This is a genomic window from Kribbella sp. NPDC050459 (genome assembly GCF_040655315.1).
GTDB lineage: Bacteria > Actinomycetota > Actinomycetes > Propionibacteriales > Kribbellaceae > Kribbella.
Map to the genome: position 1 here is coordinate 82144 of NZ_JBFAJQ010000021.1, position 17766 is coordinate 99909.

18 protein-coding genes are annotated in these 17766 nt (G+C 70.3%); 8 read left to right on the forward strand and 10 right to left on the reverse strand.

Annotation, left to right across the window (positions count from 1 at the left end; genetic code table 11):
- Window positions 1-39 precede the first annotated feature (39 nt).
- The 3 genes from nhaA to AB0I12_RS40720 all read left to right on the forward strand — a co-directional run bounded on the left by nhaA (window position 40) and on the right by AB0I12_RS40720 (window position 2679).
- Entirely contained in the window at window positions 40-1254 is a 1215-nt protein-coding gene (gene nhaA / locus AB0I12_RS40710; RefSeq protein ID WP_359941247.1) for a Na+/H+ antiporter NhaA, read from the forward strand.
- Between the two features lie 52 nt (window positions 1255-1306).
- Window positions 1307-1750: a phage holin family protein gene (locus tag AB0I12_RS40715; RefSeq protein ID WP_359941250.1), complete on the forward strand. Its 444-nt coding sequence runs from the start codon at window positions 1307-1309 to the stop codon at window positions 1748-1750.
- Between the two features lie 116 nt (window positions 1751-1866).
- Complete coding sequence (locus tag AB0I12_RS40720; RefSeq protein WP_359941252.1) at window positions 1867-2679, forward strand: alpha/beta hydrolase; 813 nt, start codon at window positions 1867-1869, stop codon at window positions 2677-2679.
- On the opposite strand, the gene AB0I12_RS40725 is transcribed toward AB0I12_RS40720, so the two are convergent.
- From AB0I12_RS40725 to nth, 6 genes are all read right to left on the reverse strand, one after another.
- On the reverse strand, window positions 2642-3304 hold the full coding sequence (locus tag AB0I12_RS40725) for a hypothetical protein (protein WP_359941255.1): 663 nt from the start codon (window positions 3302-3304) through the stop codon (window positions 2642-2644). The two genes, AB0I12_RS40720 and AB0I12_RS40725, sit on opposite strands and share 38 nt — an antisense overlap.
- Window position 3305: 1 nt before the next feature.
- Entirely contained in the window at window positions 3306-3791 is a 486-nt protein-coding gene (locus AB0I12_RS40730; RefSeq protein ID WP_359941258.1) for a SigE family RNA polymerase sigma factor, read from the reverse strand.
- Window positions 3792-3833: 42 nt separating this feature from the next.
- Window positions 3834-5012, reverse strand: coding sequence for a MarP family serine protease (locus AB0I12_RS40735; RefSeq protein ID WP_359941261.1), 1179 nt, complete (start codon window positions 5010-5012; stop codon window positions 3834-3836).
- Window positions 5009-5779 (reverse strand): CoA pyrophosphatase, encoded by a 771-nt coding sequence (locus tag AB0I12_RS40740; RefSeq protein WP_359941264.1) that lies wholly within the window; start codon window positions 5777-5779, stop codon window positions 5009-5011. Before AB0I12_RS40740 ends, AB0I12_RS40735 begins: the two co-directional genes overlap by 4 nt.
- The gene (locus AB0I12_RS40745; RefSeq protein WP_359941267.1) at window positions 5776-6435 is read right to left on the reverse strand and encodes a TlpA disulfide reductase family protein; all 660 of its coding nucleotides are present in this window, start codon (window positions 6433-6435) and stop codon (window positions 5776-5778) included. Before AB0I12_RS40745 ends, AB0I12_RS40740 begins: the two co-directional genes overlap by 4 nt.
- Window positions 6436-6548: 113 nt before the next feature.
- Entirely contained in the window at window positions 6549-7328 is a 780-nt protein-coding gene (gene nth, locus AB0I12_RS40750; protein WP_359941269.1) for an endonuclease III, read from the reverse strand.
- 211 nt (window positions 7329-7539) lie between these two features.
- On the opposite strand from nth, the gene AB0I12_RS40755 reads away from it, so the two are divergent.
- A complete protein-coding gene (locus tag AB0I12_RS40755) occupies window positions 7540-8217 on the forward strand; it encodes a Crp/Fnr family transcriptional regulator (protein WP_167203704.1) in 678 nt (225 codons plus the stop codon).
- Here the strand turns inward: AB0I12_RS40755 and AB0I12_RS40760 are convergent.
- The 4 genes from AB0I12_RS40760 to AB0I12_RS40775 all read right to left on the reverse strand — a co-directional run bounded on the left by AB0I12_RS40760 (window position 8214) and on the right by AB0I12_RS40775 (window position 10591).
- The gene (locus tag AB0I12_RS40760) at window positions 8214-8975 is read right to left on the reverse strand and encodes an MBL fold metallo-hydrolase (RefSeq protein ID WP_359941272.1); all 762 of its coding nucleotides are present in this window, start codon (window positions 8973-8975) and stop codon (window positions 8214-8216) included. The genes AB0I12_RS40755 and AB0I12_RS40760 overlap by 4 nt on opposite strands.
- Window positions 8972-9802 (reverse strand): NUDIX hydrolase, encoded by an 831-nt coding sequence (locus AB0I12_RS40765; protein ID WP_359941275.1) that lies wholly within the window; start codon window positions 9800-9802, stop codon window positions 8972-8974. The genes AB0I12_RS40760 and AB0I12_RS40765 overlap by 4 nt, the downstream gene beginning before the upstream one ends.
- A 169-nt stretch (window positions 9803-9971) precedes the next feature.
- On the reverse strand, window positions 9972-10433 hold the full coding sequence (locus AB0I12_RS40770; protein ID WP_359941278.1) for a RidA family protein: 462 nt from the start codon (window positions 10431-10433) through the stop codon (window positions 9972-9974).
- A complete protein-coding gene (locus tag AB0I12_RS40775; RefSeq protein ID WP_166679940.1) occupies window positions 10430-10591 on the reverse strand; it encodes a hypothetical protein in 162 nt (53 codons plus the stop codon). The genes AB0I12_RS40770 and AB0I12_RS40775 overlap by 4 nt, the downstream gene beginning before the upstream one ends.
- Before the next feature lie 84 nt (window positions 10592-10675).
- Between AB0I12_RS40775 and AB0I12_RS40780 the strand changes: the two genes are divergently transcribed.
- The 4 genes from AB0I12_RS40780 (at window position 10676) to AB0I12_RS40795 (ending at window position 17748) form a co-directional block, all read left to right on the forward strand.
- Window positions 10676-11626, forward strand: coding sequence for an ArsA-related P-loop ATPase (locus AB0I12_RS40780; protein WP_359941282.1), 951 nt, complete (start codon window positions 10676-10678; stop codon window positions 11624-11626).
- Entirely contained in the window at window positions 11623-12744 is a 1122-nt protein-coding gene (locus AB0I12_RS40785; protein ID WP_359941285.1) for an ArsA family ATPase, read from the forward strand. Before AB0I12_RS40780 ends, AB0I12_RS40785 begins: the two co-directional genes overlap by 4 nt.
- Window positions 12745-12868: 124 nt before the next feature.
- Complete coding sequence (gene lon / locus AB0I12_RS40790; RefSeq protein WP_359941287.1) at window positions 12869-15220, forward strand: endopeptidase La; 2352 nt, start codon at window positions 12869-12871, stop codon at window positions 15218-15220.
- Between the two features lie 131 nt (window positions 15221-15351).
- Complete coding sequence (locus AB0I12_RS40795) at window positions 15352-17748, forward strand: penicillin-binding protein (protein WP_359941290.1); 2397 nt, start codon at window positions 15352-15354, stop codon at window positions 17746-17748.
- The last annotated feature ends 18 nt before the right edge of the window (window positions 17749-17766 follow it).

The following is a 17766-nucleotide window of genomic DNA, read 5'->3' on the forward strand; positions in this document are numbered from 1 at the left end:
CGGCGTCCGTCCGACCGACCCCGAAAACGAAGGGCCGACATGAGCCAGCACCCTCGGATCCGGCAGAAGAAGCGCGCCTTCCCCCGCATCCTCGGGCGCGAGCGGGCGTTCCTCGCCGAGACGTTGCGCGCCGAGACGACCGGCGGCCTGCTGTTGCTCGCGGCCACGGTGGTCGCGCTGGTCTGGGCGAACTCCCCCTGGCAGGACGCGTACCACCACCTCAGCGACACGAAGCTCGGCCCGCTGACCGTCGAGGCCTGGGCGTCCGACGGAGCGCTGACGCTGTTCTTCTACCTGGCCGGCGTCGAGCTCAAGCGCGAACTGGTCGTCGGCACGCTGTCGAAGCTCAACGAGGCGGTCGTGCCGGTGGTCGCGGCGATCGCCGGAATGGTGCTTCCGGCAATCATCTATCTGGCCGTCAACCTGGTCGCGGACGACGGCAGACCGCAGGGCTGGGCTGTGCCGACAGCGACAGATATCGCTTTCGCGCTCGCCGTCCTGGCGATCGTCGGGTCGTCGCTGCCGAGCGCGCTGCGGGCGTTCCTGCTGACGCTGGCGGTGGTCGACGACTTCGGCGCGATCCTGGTGATCGCCGTGTTCTTCTCGCACGGATTCCACCTGCTCCCGCTGCTCGCCGCGATCGCCCTGATCGCCCTGTGGTACCTGCTCCAGCGCCGCCGCGTCCGTACGCCGTTCCTGTACGTGCCGATCGCGCTCGCGGCCTGGTGGTTCATGCACGAGTCGGGCATCCACGCCACGATCGCCGGCGTCGCGCTCGGCCTGGTGACCCGCGTGGTCGCCGATCCCGGTGAGGAGCATGCGCCGGCCGAGCGGATCGAGCACCGCCTGCGGCCCTGGTCCGCGGGCGTCGCCGTACCGCTGTTCGCGCTGTTCGCCGCCGGGGTGACGTTGAGCGGCAGCGCCGTACGGCAACTGCTGACCGACCCGGTCGCGATCGGCGTGGCCGCCGGGCTGCTGGCCGGGAAGTCGATCGGGGTGTTCGGCGGATCGTGGCTGACCGCGCGCTTCACCCGCGCCGAGCTGAACTCCGATCTGGCCTGGCGCGACGTCGGCGCGGTGTCGGTGCTGGCCGGAATCGGCTTCACGGTCGCGCTGCTGATCGCGCAGCTCGCGTTCGGGTCGGACGCTGCCCAGGTCGAGCGTGCGAAGGCCGCCGTCCTGATCGCCTCGGTGGCCGCCGCACTGATCGCGTCGCTGTTGCTGGCTCGCCGAAACCGCGCGTACGCCGATTGACCGCGGTACTGCCGGTAGTGTCGGGGCCAGGGACGTGTGGGAAGGAGTTGCGATGTCGATGGGACAGAACGGGGACGAGCCCACGGTCGGTCAGCTGGTCGCGAACGTCAGCAAGGACCTGTCCAGCCTGGTCCGCAGCGAGGTGGAGCTGGCGAAGACCGAGCTGAAGAAGACCGCGGCAGCGGCCGGGACCGGAGCCGGGATGTTCGCTGCGGCCGCGTTCCTCGCGCTGCTCGCGATCATCCTGCTGAGCATCGCCGCGGCGTTCGGGCTCACCGCGGCCGGCTTGCACCCGGCCATCGCGTTCCTGATCGTCGCCGGCGCATACCTACTGATCGGCGTGATCCTGGTGCTGGTCGGCATGCGTGCGCTGAAGAGCGCGAAGGGTCCGCAGCGCACGATCGACAGCGCGAAGGAGTCGGTCGAGGTCCTCAAGGCCATCGGCAAGGGCACCGAGGAGCACCCGGCCCTGCCCGAGCCAGGCGTACGGCGCTGAGCCCGGCGGGAGTCGTCGACCTGCTGGTCGACGGCCCCTGGTCGCACTCGCTGGTCGCGGCCAACGGGGCCCGGTTCCACGTCGCGGAGTGCGGCGCGGCGGACGATCCGCTCGTCGTGTTTCTGCACGGCTTCCCCGAGTTCTGGTGGGCCTGGCGGCATCAGCTGCCGGTCGTCGCGGCAGCCGGATTCCGCGCGGTGGCGATGGACCTGCGCGGGTACGGCGCCAGCGACAAGACGCCGCGCGGCTACGACCCGTACACCGCGGCGGCGGACGTGTCCGGGGTGATCCGCTCGCTCGGCGCGACGGATGCCGTGCTGGTCGGGCACGGGTGGGGCGGGTTCATCGGCTGGTCGGCCGCCGTCCTGACGCCGCGCCAGGTCCGTGGACTGGCAGCCGTGTCGGCGCCGCACCCGTTGCTGCTGACCCGGTCCGGGCAGACGAGGGCGTTGACGCGGAGCGCGTGGTTCCAGCTGCCGATCCTGCCCGAGCGCCGGCTGCTCGCCCACGACGGGATCCATATCGAGCGACTGCTCCGCGCCTGGGCCGCGCCGCGCGGGACGTTCCCCGACGCGGAGGCATCGCGCCGCTACCGGGCCGCGCTCCAGGTCTGGCCGGCACCGCACTGTGCGCTCGAGTACCACCGCTGGTTCGCCCGGTCCCGCTTGCGTCCGGACGGGCGGAAGTACTCCGCGAAGATGCGCACACCGGTCGCCGTACCGGTCCTGCAACTCCAAGGCGCTCAGGACGCCGCGGTGTCCCCCACCGCGACCACACCCCCGGACCTGGTCAGCGCACCGCTCCGCCACGAACTCATCACCACCGCCGGCCACTTCCCGCACGAGGAAACGCCGGAGACCTTCAACCGCGTGTTGCTCGACTGGCTGCGCGCTACCAGCTCGCCGAAGTCGTCGACAAAGTCGCAGTGACCACCCAGCTCGGGCCCCGGTGCTCGACGCGGTACGTCGCGTTCGACCCGTGGTTGCAGTCGTGGAAGAGATTCACCCGGACTTCGACGTGGTCGCCCTTGTCGACCATTTCCGAGATCAGCACCACTCCGACCCGGTTGTCCTGGCACGTCGGCGGCGCCGGCGAGAGTTTCTCGCGGAACTGGAGCGGCGCGATCCTGCGCATCAGGTAGGTCATCATCTCCTGCTGGTCCGCGGAGATCGGCGGTCCCTTGGGGAAGTGGTTCGTCCCATCGTCGGACTGGTTCACCACGATCACCGACCGCCAGGCGCCGGAGCCGGGTTTCACGGACCGAAGCAAGGTCTCGATCGAAGCCGTCCAGATCAGCGCGTCGTCCGACGCGGTCCGCGTAGGCGTCGGAGTCGCTGCCGGCGGTGCCTGGTCGGCAGCTCCGACCCGGCTGACGCCGTACAGGGCACCGGCGAGGACCGCCAGTACGGCGGCCGCGGCGAGCAGCACCGGTGCGATGCGGTGGCGCTTGGTTGCCTCGGGCAGAGGGTCGGCGAGGTGGTCGGCCAGGTGCTCGTGGTCGGTGAAGGTTTCGCGGAGGAGCTCGCCGAGGTCGTCGTCGGTCAGCTTGGGCATGTCAGTTCGCCTCCTCGGCGGACAGATGGTCGCGCAGGGTCGCCAGCGCGCGGGCGGCGTTCGAGCGGACGGTGCCGGGGCTCACGCCGAGGATCTCGGCGATGTCGGAGTCCGCAAGGTCCTCGTAGTACCGCAGGACCAGGACCGCGCGCTGCTTGCGCGGCAACCGCGTGAGCAACCGCCAGGTGGCGTCGCGCTGCGCCTGCCGGGCGCCGAGGTCGAAGTCCGCCGGACGGTCGATCGGCTCGGCCAGCGGTACTTCGCGGTTCTTCAGCAGGCGCCGCCACCCGAGGTACTCGTTGACCACCATGGTCCGCAGGTACGCCCCGGGATGCTCGAGCCCGCCGATCCGCTCCCACTGCCGGTGGGCCCGGGCCAGCACGCTCTGGACCAGGTCCTCAGCGTTGTGTCTGCTCCCGGACAACATCAGTGCCAGGCGCAGCAGCCGATGCTCCGTCGAGCGCACCACGTCGTCCAGCGAAGTCACCGTCACACCTCTTCAATGCGGCGACCGGCGGAAGGTGCTGCATCACGTGCAGGATTGGGTGGAGACCTCTTGTGTGGCCCCGGCGCCGGCGCGGGCGTCGGCCGCGACCTGTTGCGCGGTGAGGACGTAGCCGGTGCGGTTGTCCTCGACCGAGGCCGCGAACACCACGCCGTACACGACGCCCTTCGCGGACAGCAACGGGCCGCCGGAGTTGCCCGGGCGGACCGAGGCCCAGATCGAGAACGCTTCGCGGGTGACCGTCTTGTCACCGTAGATGTCCGGGCCGCGGAGCCGTTCCTCGGAGCGGATCCGGGCCGGCTCGGAGTCGAACGGACCGTTCTCCGGGTAGCCGAGCACGACCGCCGGGTCGTCGGCCTTGCCGGTGAGGTCGAACGCCAGCGGCTTCACCGACTCGCTCAGGTCCTTCACGTACAGCACCGCGATGTCGGTCTCCGGGTCGAACACCACGACCTTGGCGTCGTACTTCTTGCCGCCCACCTCGACCTGCGGCGAGCTGACCCCGGCGACGACGTGCGCGTTCGTCATCACCCGCTTCGGCGCATACACGAAGCCGCTGCCCTCGAGTCCGCGCGAGCAGCTGGCGACGCCGGTGACCTTGGCGATCCGGCTGTACGCGTCCCGGACGGACTGCTGCCGGGCGATCCCGCTGTCCGGCGGCTGGGTCTCCCGGATCCGCTCCGGGACGAACGGGTCGAGGAACCGCGGGAACAGGTCTGTGTTCACCACGTCGTTGAACGACTGCAGCGCGCGGTCGGCGCTGTCCGGCAGGACTTCGTCGGTCTTGGCCAGCACCTGCGAACCGCGGACCGCCGACGTCACGCTCGGGATCCGCGCGCCGCTCACCGCGACACCGAGCACCCAGGCGACGATCAGCACCGACGCGGCCGCCAGCGCGGCGCCGCCGAGCGCGTCCAGGAACCGGATCGGCTTCCAGGACAGCTTGTTTCTGACCCGCGACCCGATCAGGGCGCCGAGCGTTCGCCCGATCGAGGCGAGCAGGACGACGAGCACCAGCGCCGCGAACGACACCGACACGCTCGGTGAGAAGTTGTCCAGGACCTTCGGCACGCCCCAGACCCCGAGCGCGGCGCCGGCCAGCAGGCCGACGGTGGCGCAGGCGCCCAGCACGAAACCCTCGATGTATCCCGAGATCGCCACCAGCGCGGTGACGATCAGCAACGCCCAGTCGAGCTTGCTCACTCCACACCTTCCGGCTCCGGACCCTGCGTATGGCCGAGGTCGTGCTCGATCGCTGTCATCCGGCGAACGTCCGCCGGCCGTCGCCCCTCGCTCCGCCAGGCCGCCTCGACCAGCCGGTCGGGCAACGGTACGACGTGCGAAGGGTCCCAGTCGCGGTACCAACCGCCGAGCTGCAGCATTTTGTCGAGCAGACCGGCCGTGAAGCCCCAGATGTAGAGGTTGCCGATCGTGAACGCCGGGCCGGTGAAGCCGCTCGGGTGCAGGCAGCTGATCCGGTTCGCCGGGTCGGCGAGCGCGCTGATCGGCACCTCGTGCACGGACGCGACCTCGGCCGGGTCGACGACCGCGACCGGCGACGGCTCCCGCCACCAGGCCAGCACCGGCGACACGCCGAAGTTGCTCACCGGCACCCACAGCGCCGGCCAGATCCCGAACGGCACCACACCGTCCGGGTCCAGGCCGGTCTCCTCCTCGGCCTCCCGCAGCGCCGTCCGGACCAGACCGCTGTCGCCGGTGCCGTCCTCCGGGTCCGCGCCGCCGCCCGGGAACGCCATCTGCCCGGCGTGCTTGCGCAGCGTCCAGGCCCGCTCGGTGAGCAGCACCTCCGGACCATCGTTGCCCTCGGCAAGCAGGATCAGGACGGCGGACTTGCGCACCGACGGGTCGTCCGGCGGCAGGAACCGGGACAGCACGTTCGGGTCCACATCCTCGGACGCCTTGGCCAACGGTCGCAGCCAGTCCGGGATCCCTACGTCGGCGAAGATCATGGGGAAACCCCCAGCTTGTCCTTGACCAGCTGGTCGAGTTGCTGCTGGGAGGTGAGTACGCCGCGGTGCACGTACGCGACAGCGCCGTCGCCGTCGACGAAGACCGTCAACGGCGGGCCGCCGACCTTCAGCGCGCGCTGGATCGCCTTGTCCCGGTCGACGACGTGCGGGTACGCCAGGCCTTCCTCGCTCGCGAAGGTGACCGCAAGCTCCGGCCGCGGGTCGTCGTAGTCGATCCCGAGCATCGACACCTTGCCCGACTTCGCGAGCGCGGCCAGGTACGGCGCCTCGTCGCGGCACGGTCCGCACCACTGCGCCCACACGTTGATCACCAGCGGCCCCCGCAGGTCGGCGAGCCGGACATCGGGGCCGGAACCGAGGCACGGCAGGCTGACGTCCGGCAGTCCGTTGCTGACCGGCGGCTTCGAGGGCGCGGCCGGGCACGCCTCGAGCTTGTCCGCACCCGCCACCGCGGTCCGCCCGGACGACGGCGTACCGCTGTCATCGGCTCGCTCCGATCCACACGCCGCCAGTGTCACCGACAGCACCAACGCGACCGCCCCGACGAGGCCCTGTCTGGCGATCCAGCGCTGTAGCGAGGAGGTGCTCGGTGCGGTGCATCGGCGTGCGGGGGCGAAGGTCTCGATGCGGAGCATCGTGGCCTTTGCACCCGTGCGGAGAGGTGCCGTGCCGAGTGCCCCGCAGTAGGCGCTGGATCGCCAGACAGGGCCTAAGTGCGGCCGTGGGCTGCGGAGCGGCGTACCGGATCTCATGCCGGGGTCTTCACCAGCTTCGCGGCGGCCTCGGGGTCGACGGGGCCGGCGCCGTACGACGGGCACCACTGGGCGATCGGGCAGGCGCCGCAGGCCGGCTTCTTGGCGTGGCAGCGGCGGCGGCCGTGGAAGATCAGCCGGTGCGACAGCATCGTCCAGTCCTTCTTCGGGAACAGGTCGCCGATGATGTGCTCGACCTTGACCGGGTCCTCCTCGGCGGTCCAGCCGAACCGGCGGACCAGGCGGCCGAAATGGGTGTCGACAGTGATCCCGGGGACACCGAACGCGTTGCCGAGGACGACGTTGGCGGTCTTCCGGCCGGTGCCGGGGAGCTTCACCAGCTCGTCCAGCTTGTTCGGCACGACGCCGTCGTAGTCGTCGACGAGGGCCTGGCCGAGCTTGATCACACTGTTGGTCTTCGCCCGGAAGAAGCCGGTCGGCTTGAGGATCGCCTCCATCTCGTCCCGGTCCGCCTCGGCGTACGCCTGGGCGGTCGGGTACTTGGCGAACAGGGCCGGGGTCACCTTGTTCACCGTGACGTCGGTGGTCTGGGCGGACAGGATGGTGGCCACCAGCAACTCGAGCGGGGTGGTGAAGTCCAGCTCGCAGTGCGCGTCCGGGTAGGTCTCGGTCAGCACCTTGTGCATCTTCCGCGCCCGCCGGACCAGCTGGGTGTGGGTCTCGTCGACGAACACCGGGGCCTTGCGGGGGAGCTTCAGCGGGACCAGGACGGCTGATTCGGCGGAGGCGGGAGCCTCGACACGCTGGGTCGGCATGGAGGCCAGCCTACGTCCGGCCACCGACAGGCGCCGGGCGGATCCGGGAGGCGTCCCGGAGAGTGCTCCGGCGAGTCCGGACGGGCCTACGTGGCGGTGCCGACACCCGAGGGGCTACGGTTTTGTGGCGACCGGGTGTACACATATCGGTCGACGGACGTGGCGGATCCCATGTCCGGAGTCGTGGTCGAAGGTCCTAGGAGGCCCAGAAGTGGATGCCGCAGTGCTCCGACAGGCACCGCTGTTCAGTCAGCTCGACGACGAGGCGGCCGACGCGCTGGCAGCCTCGATGACCGAGAGCCGGCTGCGCCGCGGCCAGGTGCTGTTCCACGAGGGTGATTCCGGTGACCGGCTGTTCATCGTCGTCGAGGGCAAGGTCAAGCTGGGCCGCACCTCCGCCGACGGCCGGGAGAACCTGATCGCCGTGCTCGGGCCGGGACAGATGTTCGGTGAGCTGTCGCTGTTCGACCCCGGACCGCGGTCCGCGACCGTCACCGCCGTCACCGACGCCTCGCTGATGTCGCTGACCCACGACGAGCTGCTCCGCTGGCTCGACGGCCGCCCGGCGGTCGCCCGCGGCCTGCTCCTGCAGCTGGCCTCCCGGCTCCGCAAGGTCTCCGACGTGGTCGCCGACCTTGTCTTCTCCGACGTACCGGGCCGGGTCGCGAAGGCCCTCCTGGACCTCGCCAGCCGCTTCGGCCGCACCGCCGACGACGGCGTCCACGTCCACCACGACCTCACCCAGGAGGAGCTCGCCCAACTGGTCGGCGCCTCCCGCGAGACCGTCAACAAGGCCCTCGCCGACTTCGCCTCCCGCGGCTGGGTCCGCCTCGAGCCCCGCTCCGTCGTCCTCCTCGACGTAGACCGCCTCCAACGCCGCGCCCGCTAGGCGTTCAAATAGTCCAGCTGGGCCCGGACCGAGCGTTCGGCGGCGGGCCAGAGGGTTTTGTCTACGTCGGCGTAGACGTGTTCGACGATGGACTCGGGGGTGGTGTGGCCCTCGGCGATCGCGGCGCGGACCTGGGCGAGGCGTTCCTGGCGGTGGTCCAGGTAATAGGTGAGGACGCCGGTGGGGTCGTCCACGACGGGGCCGTGGCCGGGGAGCAGACGCAGTACGTCGGCCGGGCTGTTCGCGAAGGCCCGTAGGCGTTCGAGGGAGTCGAGGTAGGGGCCCAGCGCACCGTCCGGGTGCGCGACCACCGACGTACCGCGGCCGAGGACCGTGTCCCCGGTGAGCAGCGAGCCGTCCTGCGGGAGCCAGAAGCACACCGAGTCGAGGGTGTGGCCCGGCGTCGGGAGCACCTCGACGCGGAGGCCGTCGACCGTGATCACGTCGCCCTCAGCGAGGCCGTGCGCGTGGTCGGTCGGGATGCGGAACGCCGGGTCGACCGCGCGGACGCCGCAGCTGGCTTGGTTGGCGAACCACGCGGCGCCCTCGGAGTGGTCCGGGTGCTTGTGGGTGAGCAGTACGACGGCGACCTGGCCGGCCTGCTCGAGGACCGCGCGGAGGTGGTCCTCCATCAGCGGGCCGGGGTCGACGACCACCGAGCGTTCCGCGCCGGGCGCCCGCAGGACCCAGGTGTTGGTGCCGTCCAGCGTCATCAGGCCGGGGTTGTCGGCGCGTACCAGCGTGGCGTACTCGGTCATGTGGTCTCCAGATAGGCCTGGTCGCCGTCGACGCGCACAGTGGGCATGATCGCCCGGATCGCCCGCTCGCCGGCCGCGTCCAGGATCGCGGCCACGTCGTCGTACTGCGAGAGTTCGTGGCAGCAGACGTACGTCGGGGGCAGCATCAGGACCTCGCCCGCGTCGACGGCCGCGACCGCGTCCGCCGGGCGGATCCAGGTGACCTGGTCGGACTCGCTCGTCACGTCCCGCGTGACCTGCCCGGACGGGAGGGCGGCGACGAAGAACGCGGTGTCGTACCGCTTCGGCTCGAACTCCGGCGTGATCCAGTGCGCCCACGGGCCGAGCAGGTCCGCCCGGAGCACGAGACCGCGCCGGTGCAGGAACTCCGAGAACCCCAACTCCCGGGTCTCCAGCGCGACCCGGTCGGCCTCCCAGCCGGCGCCGGTGGTGTCGCCGACGACCGAGTCCGCCGAAGGGCCGGCCAGCAGTACGCCGGACTCCTCGAACGTCTCCCGCACCGCGGCCGCGACGTACGCCGCCGCGGTCTCCGCCGAACACCCGAGCCGCTCCGCGAACCAGGCCGGCGAGGGGCCGGACCACGAGTCCGCCACGGTGGAGTCGGTCGCGTCGACCCGACCACCGGGAAACACCGTCATCCCGGCGGCAAAAGCCATCGTCCGTTGCCGCCGCAGCAGATAAACCTCCGGCCCACCGCTGAGCGCGTCGCGGAGGAGGATGACGGTGGAGGCGGGGCGGGGTGCGACCGGGGTTCGGTCGCCGCGGGCGTAGTCGAGCGCCACCTCGGCCATCCGGCCGCTCATCAACTGCGACTTCAGATCACGCACGACGGCTCCCGGAACATCAAGCCGCACGCCCCGACAGACCGGGAGCGGCGTACGGCGTTCCCGGACGGCACGCGGCGGGCGTCGCACGGCTTGTCTGAGCGCTCGGACGGCAGGCTGCGGAGGCGACCGGCATGGGCCGGTCGCCTCGCCTTGCGTGTGTGGCGGTGGATCAGTTGACCTCGACGATCAACTCGACCTCGACGGGGGCGTCGAGCGGGAGGACCGGGACGCCGACGGCGCTGCGGGCGTGCTGGCCGGCCTCGCCGAACACCTGGCCGAACAGCTCGGATGCGCCGTTCGCAACCTGCGGCTGGCCGGTGAAGTCGGGCGTCGAGGCGATGAACGCGACTGCCTTCACGATCCGCTTCACGTTCGCCAGGTCGCCGATCTCCGCCTTGACCGCGGCCAGTGCGTTCAGCGCGCACTGCTGGGCGCACTCGCTGGCCACCTCGGGAGTGACCGCGTCGCCGACCTTGCCGGTGGCGATCAGCGTGCCCTCGCGCAGCGGCAGCTGGCCGGACGTGTAGACCAGGTCACCGGTCCGGACCGCCGGGACGTACGCCGCGACCGGCTTGGCCACCTCGGGCAGCTTCAGGCCGAGCGCGGCGAGCTTCTCCTCGGGGTGGCTCATTTGTCCTCGATCTCCCGCTTGAAGTACGCGACCAGGTTCTCCGGGTTGAGGCCCGGGATCACCTGGACCAGCTCCCAGCCGTCCTGGCCGAAGTTGTCCAGGATCTCCTTGGTCGAGTGGACCAGCAGCGGCGCGGTGAAGTACTCGAACTTCTTCATGAAGGGGACTGTACCGAGACCTTCCCCGCCCCACCGCCCCGGTCAGGAACGGTGTGTCCTGCACCACGCCCTACCCTGGGACGTATGGCGCGACTGCACGTGGTGACCGGCAAGGGCGGCACCGGGAAGACCACGGTCGCGGCCGCCATGGCGCTTGCGCTGGCCGAGGAAGGCAAGCGCGTCCTGCTCGTCGAGGTCGAGGGGCGCCAGGGCCTCGCCCAGCTCTTCGACGTACCGCCCCTGCCGTACGTCGAGCGCCGGATCGCGCAGGGCCCCGGCGGCGGTGAGGTGTTCGCGCTGGCCGTGGACGCCGAGGCCGCGCTGCTGGAGTACCTCGACATGTACTACCACCTCGGCCGCGCCGGGAAGGCGCTGGAGAAGGTCGGCGCGATCGACTTCGTCACCACGATCGCGCCCGGGCTCCGCGACGTCCTGCTGACCGGCAAGGTCTACGAGGCGACCCGCCGCAAGGTGCACGGCCGGCTCGCGTACGACGCCGTGGTGCTGGACGCGCCGCCGACCGGGCGGATCGCCCCGTTCCTGAACGTGAACACCGAGGTCGCCGGACTCGCCAAGGTCGGGCCGATCCGCAACCAGGCGGACGCGATCATGGGCATGCTGCGCTCGGACGTGACCCGGATCCACCTGGTCACGCTGCTCGAGGAGATGCCGGTCCAGGAGACCCTCGACGCGTTCGAGCAACTGGAGGCGCTGGACCTGCGGATCGGGTCGGTGGTGGTGAACATGGTCCGGCACAGCCCGCTCGACGACGACGCGCTCGCCCTGGCGGTGAAGGAGAAACTGCCCACCGCCGAACTCACCCGGGGCCTGAAGGCGGCCGGGATCACGATCGGCGCCGACCTGGTGCGGACGCTGGCCGCGGAGGCCCACGACCATGCCATCCGGGTCGGGCTCGAACGCGAGAACCGGGACCGGATCGATGCCCTGGGCAAGAAAGTGACGGAGCTGATGCTGCAGCCGGAGGGCATCGACCAGGGCACGTTGCTCGACCTGGCAGAGGAGTTCCGGGCATGACCGAGCTCGACCTGGACGCGTTGATCGACGATCCCACGACCCGGATCGTGGTCACCTGCGGCGCCGGCGGGGTCGGCAAGACGACCACGGCGGCCGCACTCGGGCTGCGGGCCGCGGAACGCGGGCGGAAAGTCGTCGTGCTGACGATCGACCCGGCGCGCCGGCTGGCGCAGTCGCTCGGGCTGACCGAGCTCGACAACACCCCGCGGGCGGTGGCCGAGGTCGAGGCCGCGAACGGCGGCCGGCTGGACGCGATGATGCTGGACATGAAGCGGACGTTCGACGACGTCGTACTCCAGCACGCGACGCCGGAGAAGGCCGAGCAGATCCTCGCGAATCCCTTCTATCAAGCGCTTTCCTCGTCGTTCGCGGGCACCCAGGAGTACATGGCGATGGAGAAGCTCGGGCAGCTGCACAAGCAGGCCGAGCGGACCGGCGACTGGGACCTGATCGTCGTGGACACTCCCCCGTCGCGGTCGGCGCTGGACTTCCTGGACGCGCCGGAGCGGTTGGCGTCGCTGCTCGAGGGCCGGTTCCTCCGGTTGCTGCTGGCGCCGGCGAAAGGCCCGTTCCGGCTGATGTCGGCCGGGGTGAACATGGCGATGTCGGTGCTGAACAAGGTGCTCGGCGCCCAGGTTCTGACCGACGTACAGACGTTCGTGGCCGCTTTCGACACGCTGTTCGGCGGGTTCCGGCAGCGGGCCGAGCAGACGGTCGCGCTGCTGCGGGAGCCGCACACGGCGTTCCTGGTCGTGGCGTCGCCGCAGAACGACGCGCTGCGCGAGGCGTCGTACTTCGCCGAGCGGCTGCGCGCCGAGGGAATGCCGCTGGCCGGCGTCGTGCTCAACCGGGTGACGAACGCGCAGGCGCCGGACCTGTCGGCGGAGCGCTCCCTCGCCGCGGCCGAGAAGCTCGAGGAAGCGGACAAGTCTCCGCTGACGGCCGCCGTACTGCGGTTGCACGCGGACAAGATGCAACAGGTCGTCGGCGACCACAAACGCGCCGACCGCTTCCGCCGCGGCCACCGCGCGATCCGCACCGTCGAGGTCCCGGCCCTCCCCGACGACGTCCACGACCTCACCGGCCTACGCCAGATCGGCGACCTCCTCACCGCCTGAACGTGCGCGGCCACCTCCCCCGGTCTCCAGGTTCACTCTGAGCGAACGTGGATCGGGGCGGGAATTACCTGCTTACACCTGTGGTTGAGCCTGTCAGACTCAATCTTGAAAAGGGTGTGACAGCGTGACCGATACGTTGAATCTTCCTGTTCTGCCGCTGGACGACGTGGTGGTCCTGCCGGGGATGGTCGTGCCGGTCCGACTCGCTGACAGCGAGGCCCGGGCGGCGATCGATGCCGCGCAGGCTGCTGGGCAGGACCAGGTGCTGCTGGTGCCGCGGCTGGACGGGAAATATGCCAAGGCCGGGACGCTCGGTGAAATCGAGCAGATCGGCCGGCTGCCGGGCGGTGCCCAGGCGGCCGTGATCCGTGGGACCCAGCGGGTCCGGATCGGCGCCGGGACCACCGGTCCGGGTGCCGCGCTCTGGGTGGGCGCGACGGTGATGCACGAGATCACCGACGACCGCTCCGCCGAGCTGGCCCGCGAGTACAAGACCCTGACCACCTCGGTGCTGCAGCGTCGCGGCGCCTACCAGGTCATCGACTCCATCAAGGGCGTCGACGACCCGGCGGAGCTGTCCGACCTGGCCGGCTACGCGTCGTACCTGAGCACCGAGCAGAAGTCCTGGCTGCTGGAGAACGCGAACGTCTCCGAGCGGCTGGAGAAGCTGGTTGGCTGGGTGAAGGACCACCTCGCCGAGCTCGAGGTCTCCGAGACGATCCAGAAGGACGTCCAGGAGGGTATGGAGAAGCAGCAGCGGGAGTTCCTGCTGCGCCAGCAGATGGCCGCGATCCGCAAGGAGCTGGCCGAGCTGGACGGCAAGGCCGAGTCCGAGGAAGAGGACTACCGGGCCCGCGTCGAGGCTGCCGACCTGCCCGAGCACGTCAAGAAGGCGGCGCTCGCCGAGGTCGACAAACTGGAGCGGACCGCTGAGCAGTCCCCCGAGGTCGGCTGGATCCGGACCTGGCTGGACACCGTCCTCGAGCTGCCGTGGAACGAGCGGACCGAGGACAGCTACGACATCCGCGAGGCGCGGGCCGTGCTGGACGCGGATCACGCCGGTCTGGACGACGTGAAGCAGCGCATCACGGAGTACCTGGCCGTACGGCGTCGTCGTGCGGACCGTGGTCTCGGTGTCGTCGGCGGCCGCCGCAGTGGCGCCGTCCTGGCACTGGTCGGTCCGCCTGGCGTGGGCAAGACCTCGCTGGGTGAGTCCGTGGCGCGGGCGATGGGGCGGAAGTTCGTCCGGGTCGCGTTGGGCGGTGTCCGCGACGAGGCCGAGATCCGTGGCCACCGGCGGACGTACGTCGGCGCGCTGCCGGGCCGGATCGTCCGCGCGATCACCGAGGCGGGCTCGATGAACCCCGTCGTGCTGCTGGACGAGATCGACAAGGTCGGTGCGGACTACCGGGGCGACCCGACGGCCGCACTGCTGGAGGTCCTCGACCCGGCGCAGAACCACACCTTCCGGGACCACTACCTGGAGGTCGAGCTGGACCTGTCCGACGTGGTCTTCCTGGCCACGGCGAACGTGCTGGACTCCATCCCGGCGCCGCTGCTGGACCGGATGGAGCTGGTGCAGCTGGACGGGTACACCGAGGACGAGAAGGTCACGATCGCCCGTGACCACCTGCTCCCGCGTCAGCTGGAGCGGGCGGGCCTGACGGCGGACGAGGTGACCATCGAGGACTCGGCGCTGCGGGTGCTCGCGGGTGAGTACACCCGGGAGGCCGGCGTACGGCAGCTCGAGCGCTCGATCTCGCGGGTGCTGCGGAAGGTGACGGCCAAGCTCGCCCTGGGCGAGGACCTGGACAACCTGACGATCGGTTCGACCGACCTGAAGGAGTACCTGGGTTCGCCGAAGTTCACCCCGGAGTCGGCCGAGCGGACGGCGCTTCCGGGCGTGGCGACCGGGCTGGCGGTGACCGGTGCGGGTGGTGACGTGCTCTTCGTCGAGGCGTCGCTGGCCGACAAGGAGACCGGCCCGACCGGAGTCACGCTGACCGGACAGCTCGGTGACGTGATGAAGGAGTCGGCGCAGATCGCCCTGTCGTACCTGCGCTCGCACGGCGCGGAGCTGGGGCTGCCGGTCGGCGACCTGGCCGAGCGGAACGCCCACATCCACGTGCCGGCCGGCGCCGTCCCGAAGGACGGACCGTCGGCGGGTGTGACGATGACGACGGCGCTCGCCTCGCTGCTGTCCGGGCGGCCGGTCCGCTCGGAGGTCGCGATGACCGGTGAGGTGTCGCTGACCGGCCGGGTGCTCCCGATCGGCGGCGTGAAGCAGAAGCTGCTCGCCGCGCACCGGGCCGGGCTGACCACGATTCTGATCCCGAAGCGGAACGAGCCGGACCTGGAGGACGTGCCGGCGTCCGTGCTCGCGGAGCTGACCGTGCACCCGGTGAGCGACGTCCGCGAGGTGCTGGATCTGGCGCTGGAGCCGGCCGAGGTGCAGAGCCACCAGTACGCCGCGTAACGCCGTACCGAACGAGGGCCCGGGCAACTGCCCGGGCCCTCGTTCTTTCGGATGAACTTTGTCCAGCGTGAGTGACCGAACTCACACGCGCAGCGGTAACCCAAAAAGCTGATCCCGTAGTCTTTACAACCATGCGCGTCAGGGAGAAAGGCGACCGGGGAGTCGTCCAATCTGTGGTTCTGTTCCTCGGGGTGAGCGTGCTGTCGGGGGCCTTGGCCGCCGGTCTCGCGATCCCCCTCGCCGGCCTCGCCGGGTTCACCACGGAGAAGACTTCCGACACATTGCAGGACCTGCCGCAGCAGTTCGACGAGGTGCCGCTGAAGCAGAAGAGCACCATCCTGGCGGCCGACGGGTCGGTGATCGCCACCCTCGCCGAGCAGAACCGGGTCCCGGTCAAGCTCAAGGACGTCGCCTCGATCATGCAGAAGGCGATCGTCGCGATCGAGGACGACCGGTTCTACGAGCACGGCGCCCTGGACGCGAAGGGCACGCTGCGCGCACTGCTGCAGAACCGGTCGTCGGGCTCGGTGCAGCAGGGCGGTTCGAGCATCACCCAGCAGTACGTGAAGATCAGCCTGGTCGAGAAGGCGAAGACGCCGGCCGAGGTGGCCGCCGCGACCGCCGACACGTACCAGCGCAAGGTCGCCGAGCTGCGGTACGCGATCGCGGTCGAGAAGCAGTACTCGAAGAACGAGATCCTGGAGAAGTACCTCAATCTCGCCAACTTCGGCGACGGCGCCTGGGGCATCCAGGCCGCCGCCCAGCACTACTTCTCGGTGAACGCGTCCCAGCTCACGCTGCCGCAGGCCTCGATGCTGGCCGGCCTGGTGAAGAACCCCACCGGCTACGACCCGACCAACAACGCCAAGCGCGCCAAGGACCGCCGCGACGTGGTCATCCGCCGGATGCTCGAGCTGCACGTCATCTCGGTCGCCCAGGCCAACTCGGCCCTGAAGACCCCGGTCATCGACCCGGCCAAGGTCCGCCCGAACAAGCTGGGCTGCGCGAACGGCCCGTACCCGTTCTACTGCGAGTACGTCGTCTCGCTCCTCGAGGACAACCCCGCCTTCGGCAAGTCGACCGCCGACCGCGCGAACTACATCAAGACCGCCGGCCTCACCGTCAAAACCTCGCTCGACCCGAAGATCCAGGCCGACGCGCAGCGCTCGATCGACACCCACTCGCAGACCACCGACCGCGCCGTCGCGGCGATCACGATCGTCGAGCCCGGCACCGGCCTGGTGAAGGCGATGGCCCAGAGCCGTGCGTACGGCAGCAAGCGCGGCCAAACGTCGTACAACTACAACGTCCCGAAGACCTACCCGGGCGGGTTCGGCGGCTGGCAGAACGGCTCGACGATGAAGGCGTTCACGATCGCGGCCGCGATCCAGAAGCGCATTCCGCTCAACTACAAGATCAATTCGCCCAGCCCGATCCACCTGCGCGGCCAGACGTTCAGCACTTGTGGCGGCCCGTACAAGATCCTCGAGGCGTACGACCCGAAGAACTCGACGACAAACGTCCCGATCCCGACCATGATCGAGGCAGCGCAGAAGTCGACCAACACGTACTTCCTGCAGCTCTCACAGCGCACCGGACTGTGCTCGATCGCCAAGATCGCCGGCTCCCTGGGCATGTACCAGGCCCAGTCGGGCGAGCCGCTCCGGCAGGTCCCCTCGATGACCCTGGGCATCGACCAGATCTCGCCGCTGCAGCTGGCCAACGCGTACGCCGCCTTCGCGGCCCGCGGGATGTACTGCACGCCGTGGCTGATCACCTCGGTCAAGGACTCGGCGGGCAAGTCGGTGAGCATCCCGGGCGCGCAGTGCAAGCAGGCGCTGACGCAGGAGGTCGCCGACGGCGTCAACGCGGTGCTCCACCAGGTCATGGAGACCGGCGGCACCGGTAGCAAGCTGAAGTTCGGCAAGAGCGACCTCGCCGGCAAGACCGGAACCATCAACGAGGCCAAGGCGGTCTGGTACGCCGGGTACTCGAGCAAGCTCGCCGCTGCCGCCACGGTGGCCGACGCCTCCCCGCCGTACACGGAGCTGCAGGGCCAGACGCTGAACGGCAAGCCGATCCACGACGCGTCCGGTTCGGGCACCGCCGGTCCGATCTGGGAGGCCGCGATGAAGGCCGCCCTGCAGGGCTACCCGACGACGAAGTTCGTCGCGCCGTCCAGCGTGGTCCAGCGCGGCAACGTGCAGGACCTCCCGTTCGTGAACGGCATGAACCCGGAGGACGCCGCGAACAAGCTGCGCCAGGCCGGCTTCGAGGTCGCGATCGCCTCCGGCACGGTGAACTCCGAGGAAACCGCCGGCACCGTCGCCTACACCGACCCGCGTCAGCGTGACGGCGCCCCGGCCGGCTCCCTGGTGACGATCTACGTCTCCAACGGCAGCAAGAAGAACCAGCCGAAGCCAGGGGCGACCACCAACACCCCGCAACCACCGCCCACAACGCTGAATCCGAACTGCCCGCCCTGGAACCCGAAGTACCCGAACTGCGGCGGCCGCGGCCACGGCTGACAGCACTGAGGGCCTCGT

Excerpts from the sequence above, each read along its gene's own strand:
- nhaA (WP_359941247.1), top strand. The coding sequence starts at position 40 with ATGAGCCAGCACCCTCGGATCCGGCAGAAGAAGCGCGCCTTCCCCCGC.
- AB0I12_RS40715 (WP_359941250.1), top strand. The coding sequence starts at position 1,307 with ATGTCGATGGGACAGAACGGGGACGAGCCCACGGTCGGTCAGCTGGTC.
- AB0I12_RS40725 (WP_359941255.1), bottom strand. The coding sequence starts at position 3,304 with ATGCCCAAGCTGACCGACGACGACCTCGGCGAGCTCCTCCGCGAAACC.
- AB0I12_RS40740 (WP_359941264.1), bottom strand. The coding sequence starts at position 5,779 with ATGATCTTCGCCGACGTAGGGATCCCGGACTGGCTGCGACCGTTGGCC.
- AB0I12_RS40745 (WP_359941267.1), bottom strand. The coding sequence starts at position 6,435 with ATGCTCCGCATCGAGACCTTCGCCCCCGCACGCCGATGCACCGCACCG.
- nth (WP_359941269.1), bottom strand. The coding sequence starts at position 7,328 with ATGCCGACCCAGCGTGTCGAGGCTCCCGCCTCCGCCGAATCAGCCGTC.
- AB0I12_RS40760 (WP_359941272.1), bottom strand. The coding sequence starts at position 8,975 with ATGACCGAGTACGCCACGCTGGTACGCGCCGACAACCCCGGCCTGATG.
- AB0I12_RS40770 (WP_359941278.1), bottom strand. The coding sequence starts at position 10,433 with ATGAGCCACCCCGAGGAGAAGCTCGCCGCGCTCGGCCTGAAGCTGCCC.
- AB0I12_RS40775 (WP_166679940.1), bottom strand. The coding sequence starts at position 10,591 with ATGAAGAAGTTCGAGTACTTCACCGCGCCGCTGCTGGTCCACTCGACC.
- AB0I12_RS40780 (WP_359941282.1), top strand. The coding sequence starts at position 10,676 with ATGGCGCGACTGCACGTGGTGACCGGCAAGGGCGGCACCGGGAAGACC.
- AB0I12_RS40785 (WP_359941285.1), top strand. The coding sequence starts at position 11,623 with ATGACCGAGCTCGACCTGGACGCGTTGATCGACGATCCCACGACCCGG.
- AB0I12_RS40795 (WP_359941290.1), top strand. The coding sequence starts at position 15,352 with ATGCGCGTCAGGGAGAAAGGCGACCGGGGAGTCGTCCAATCTGTGGTT.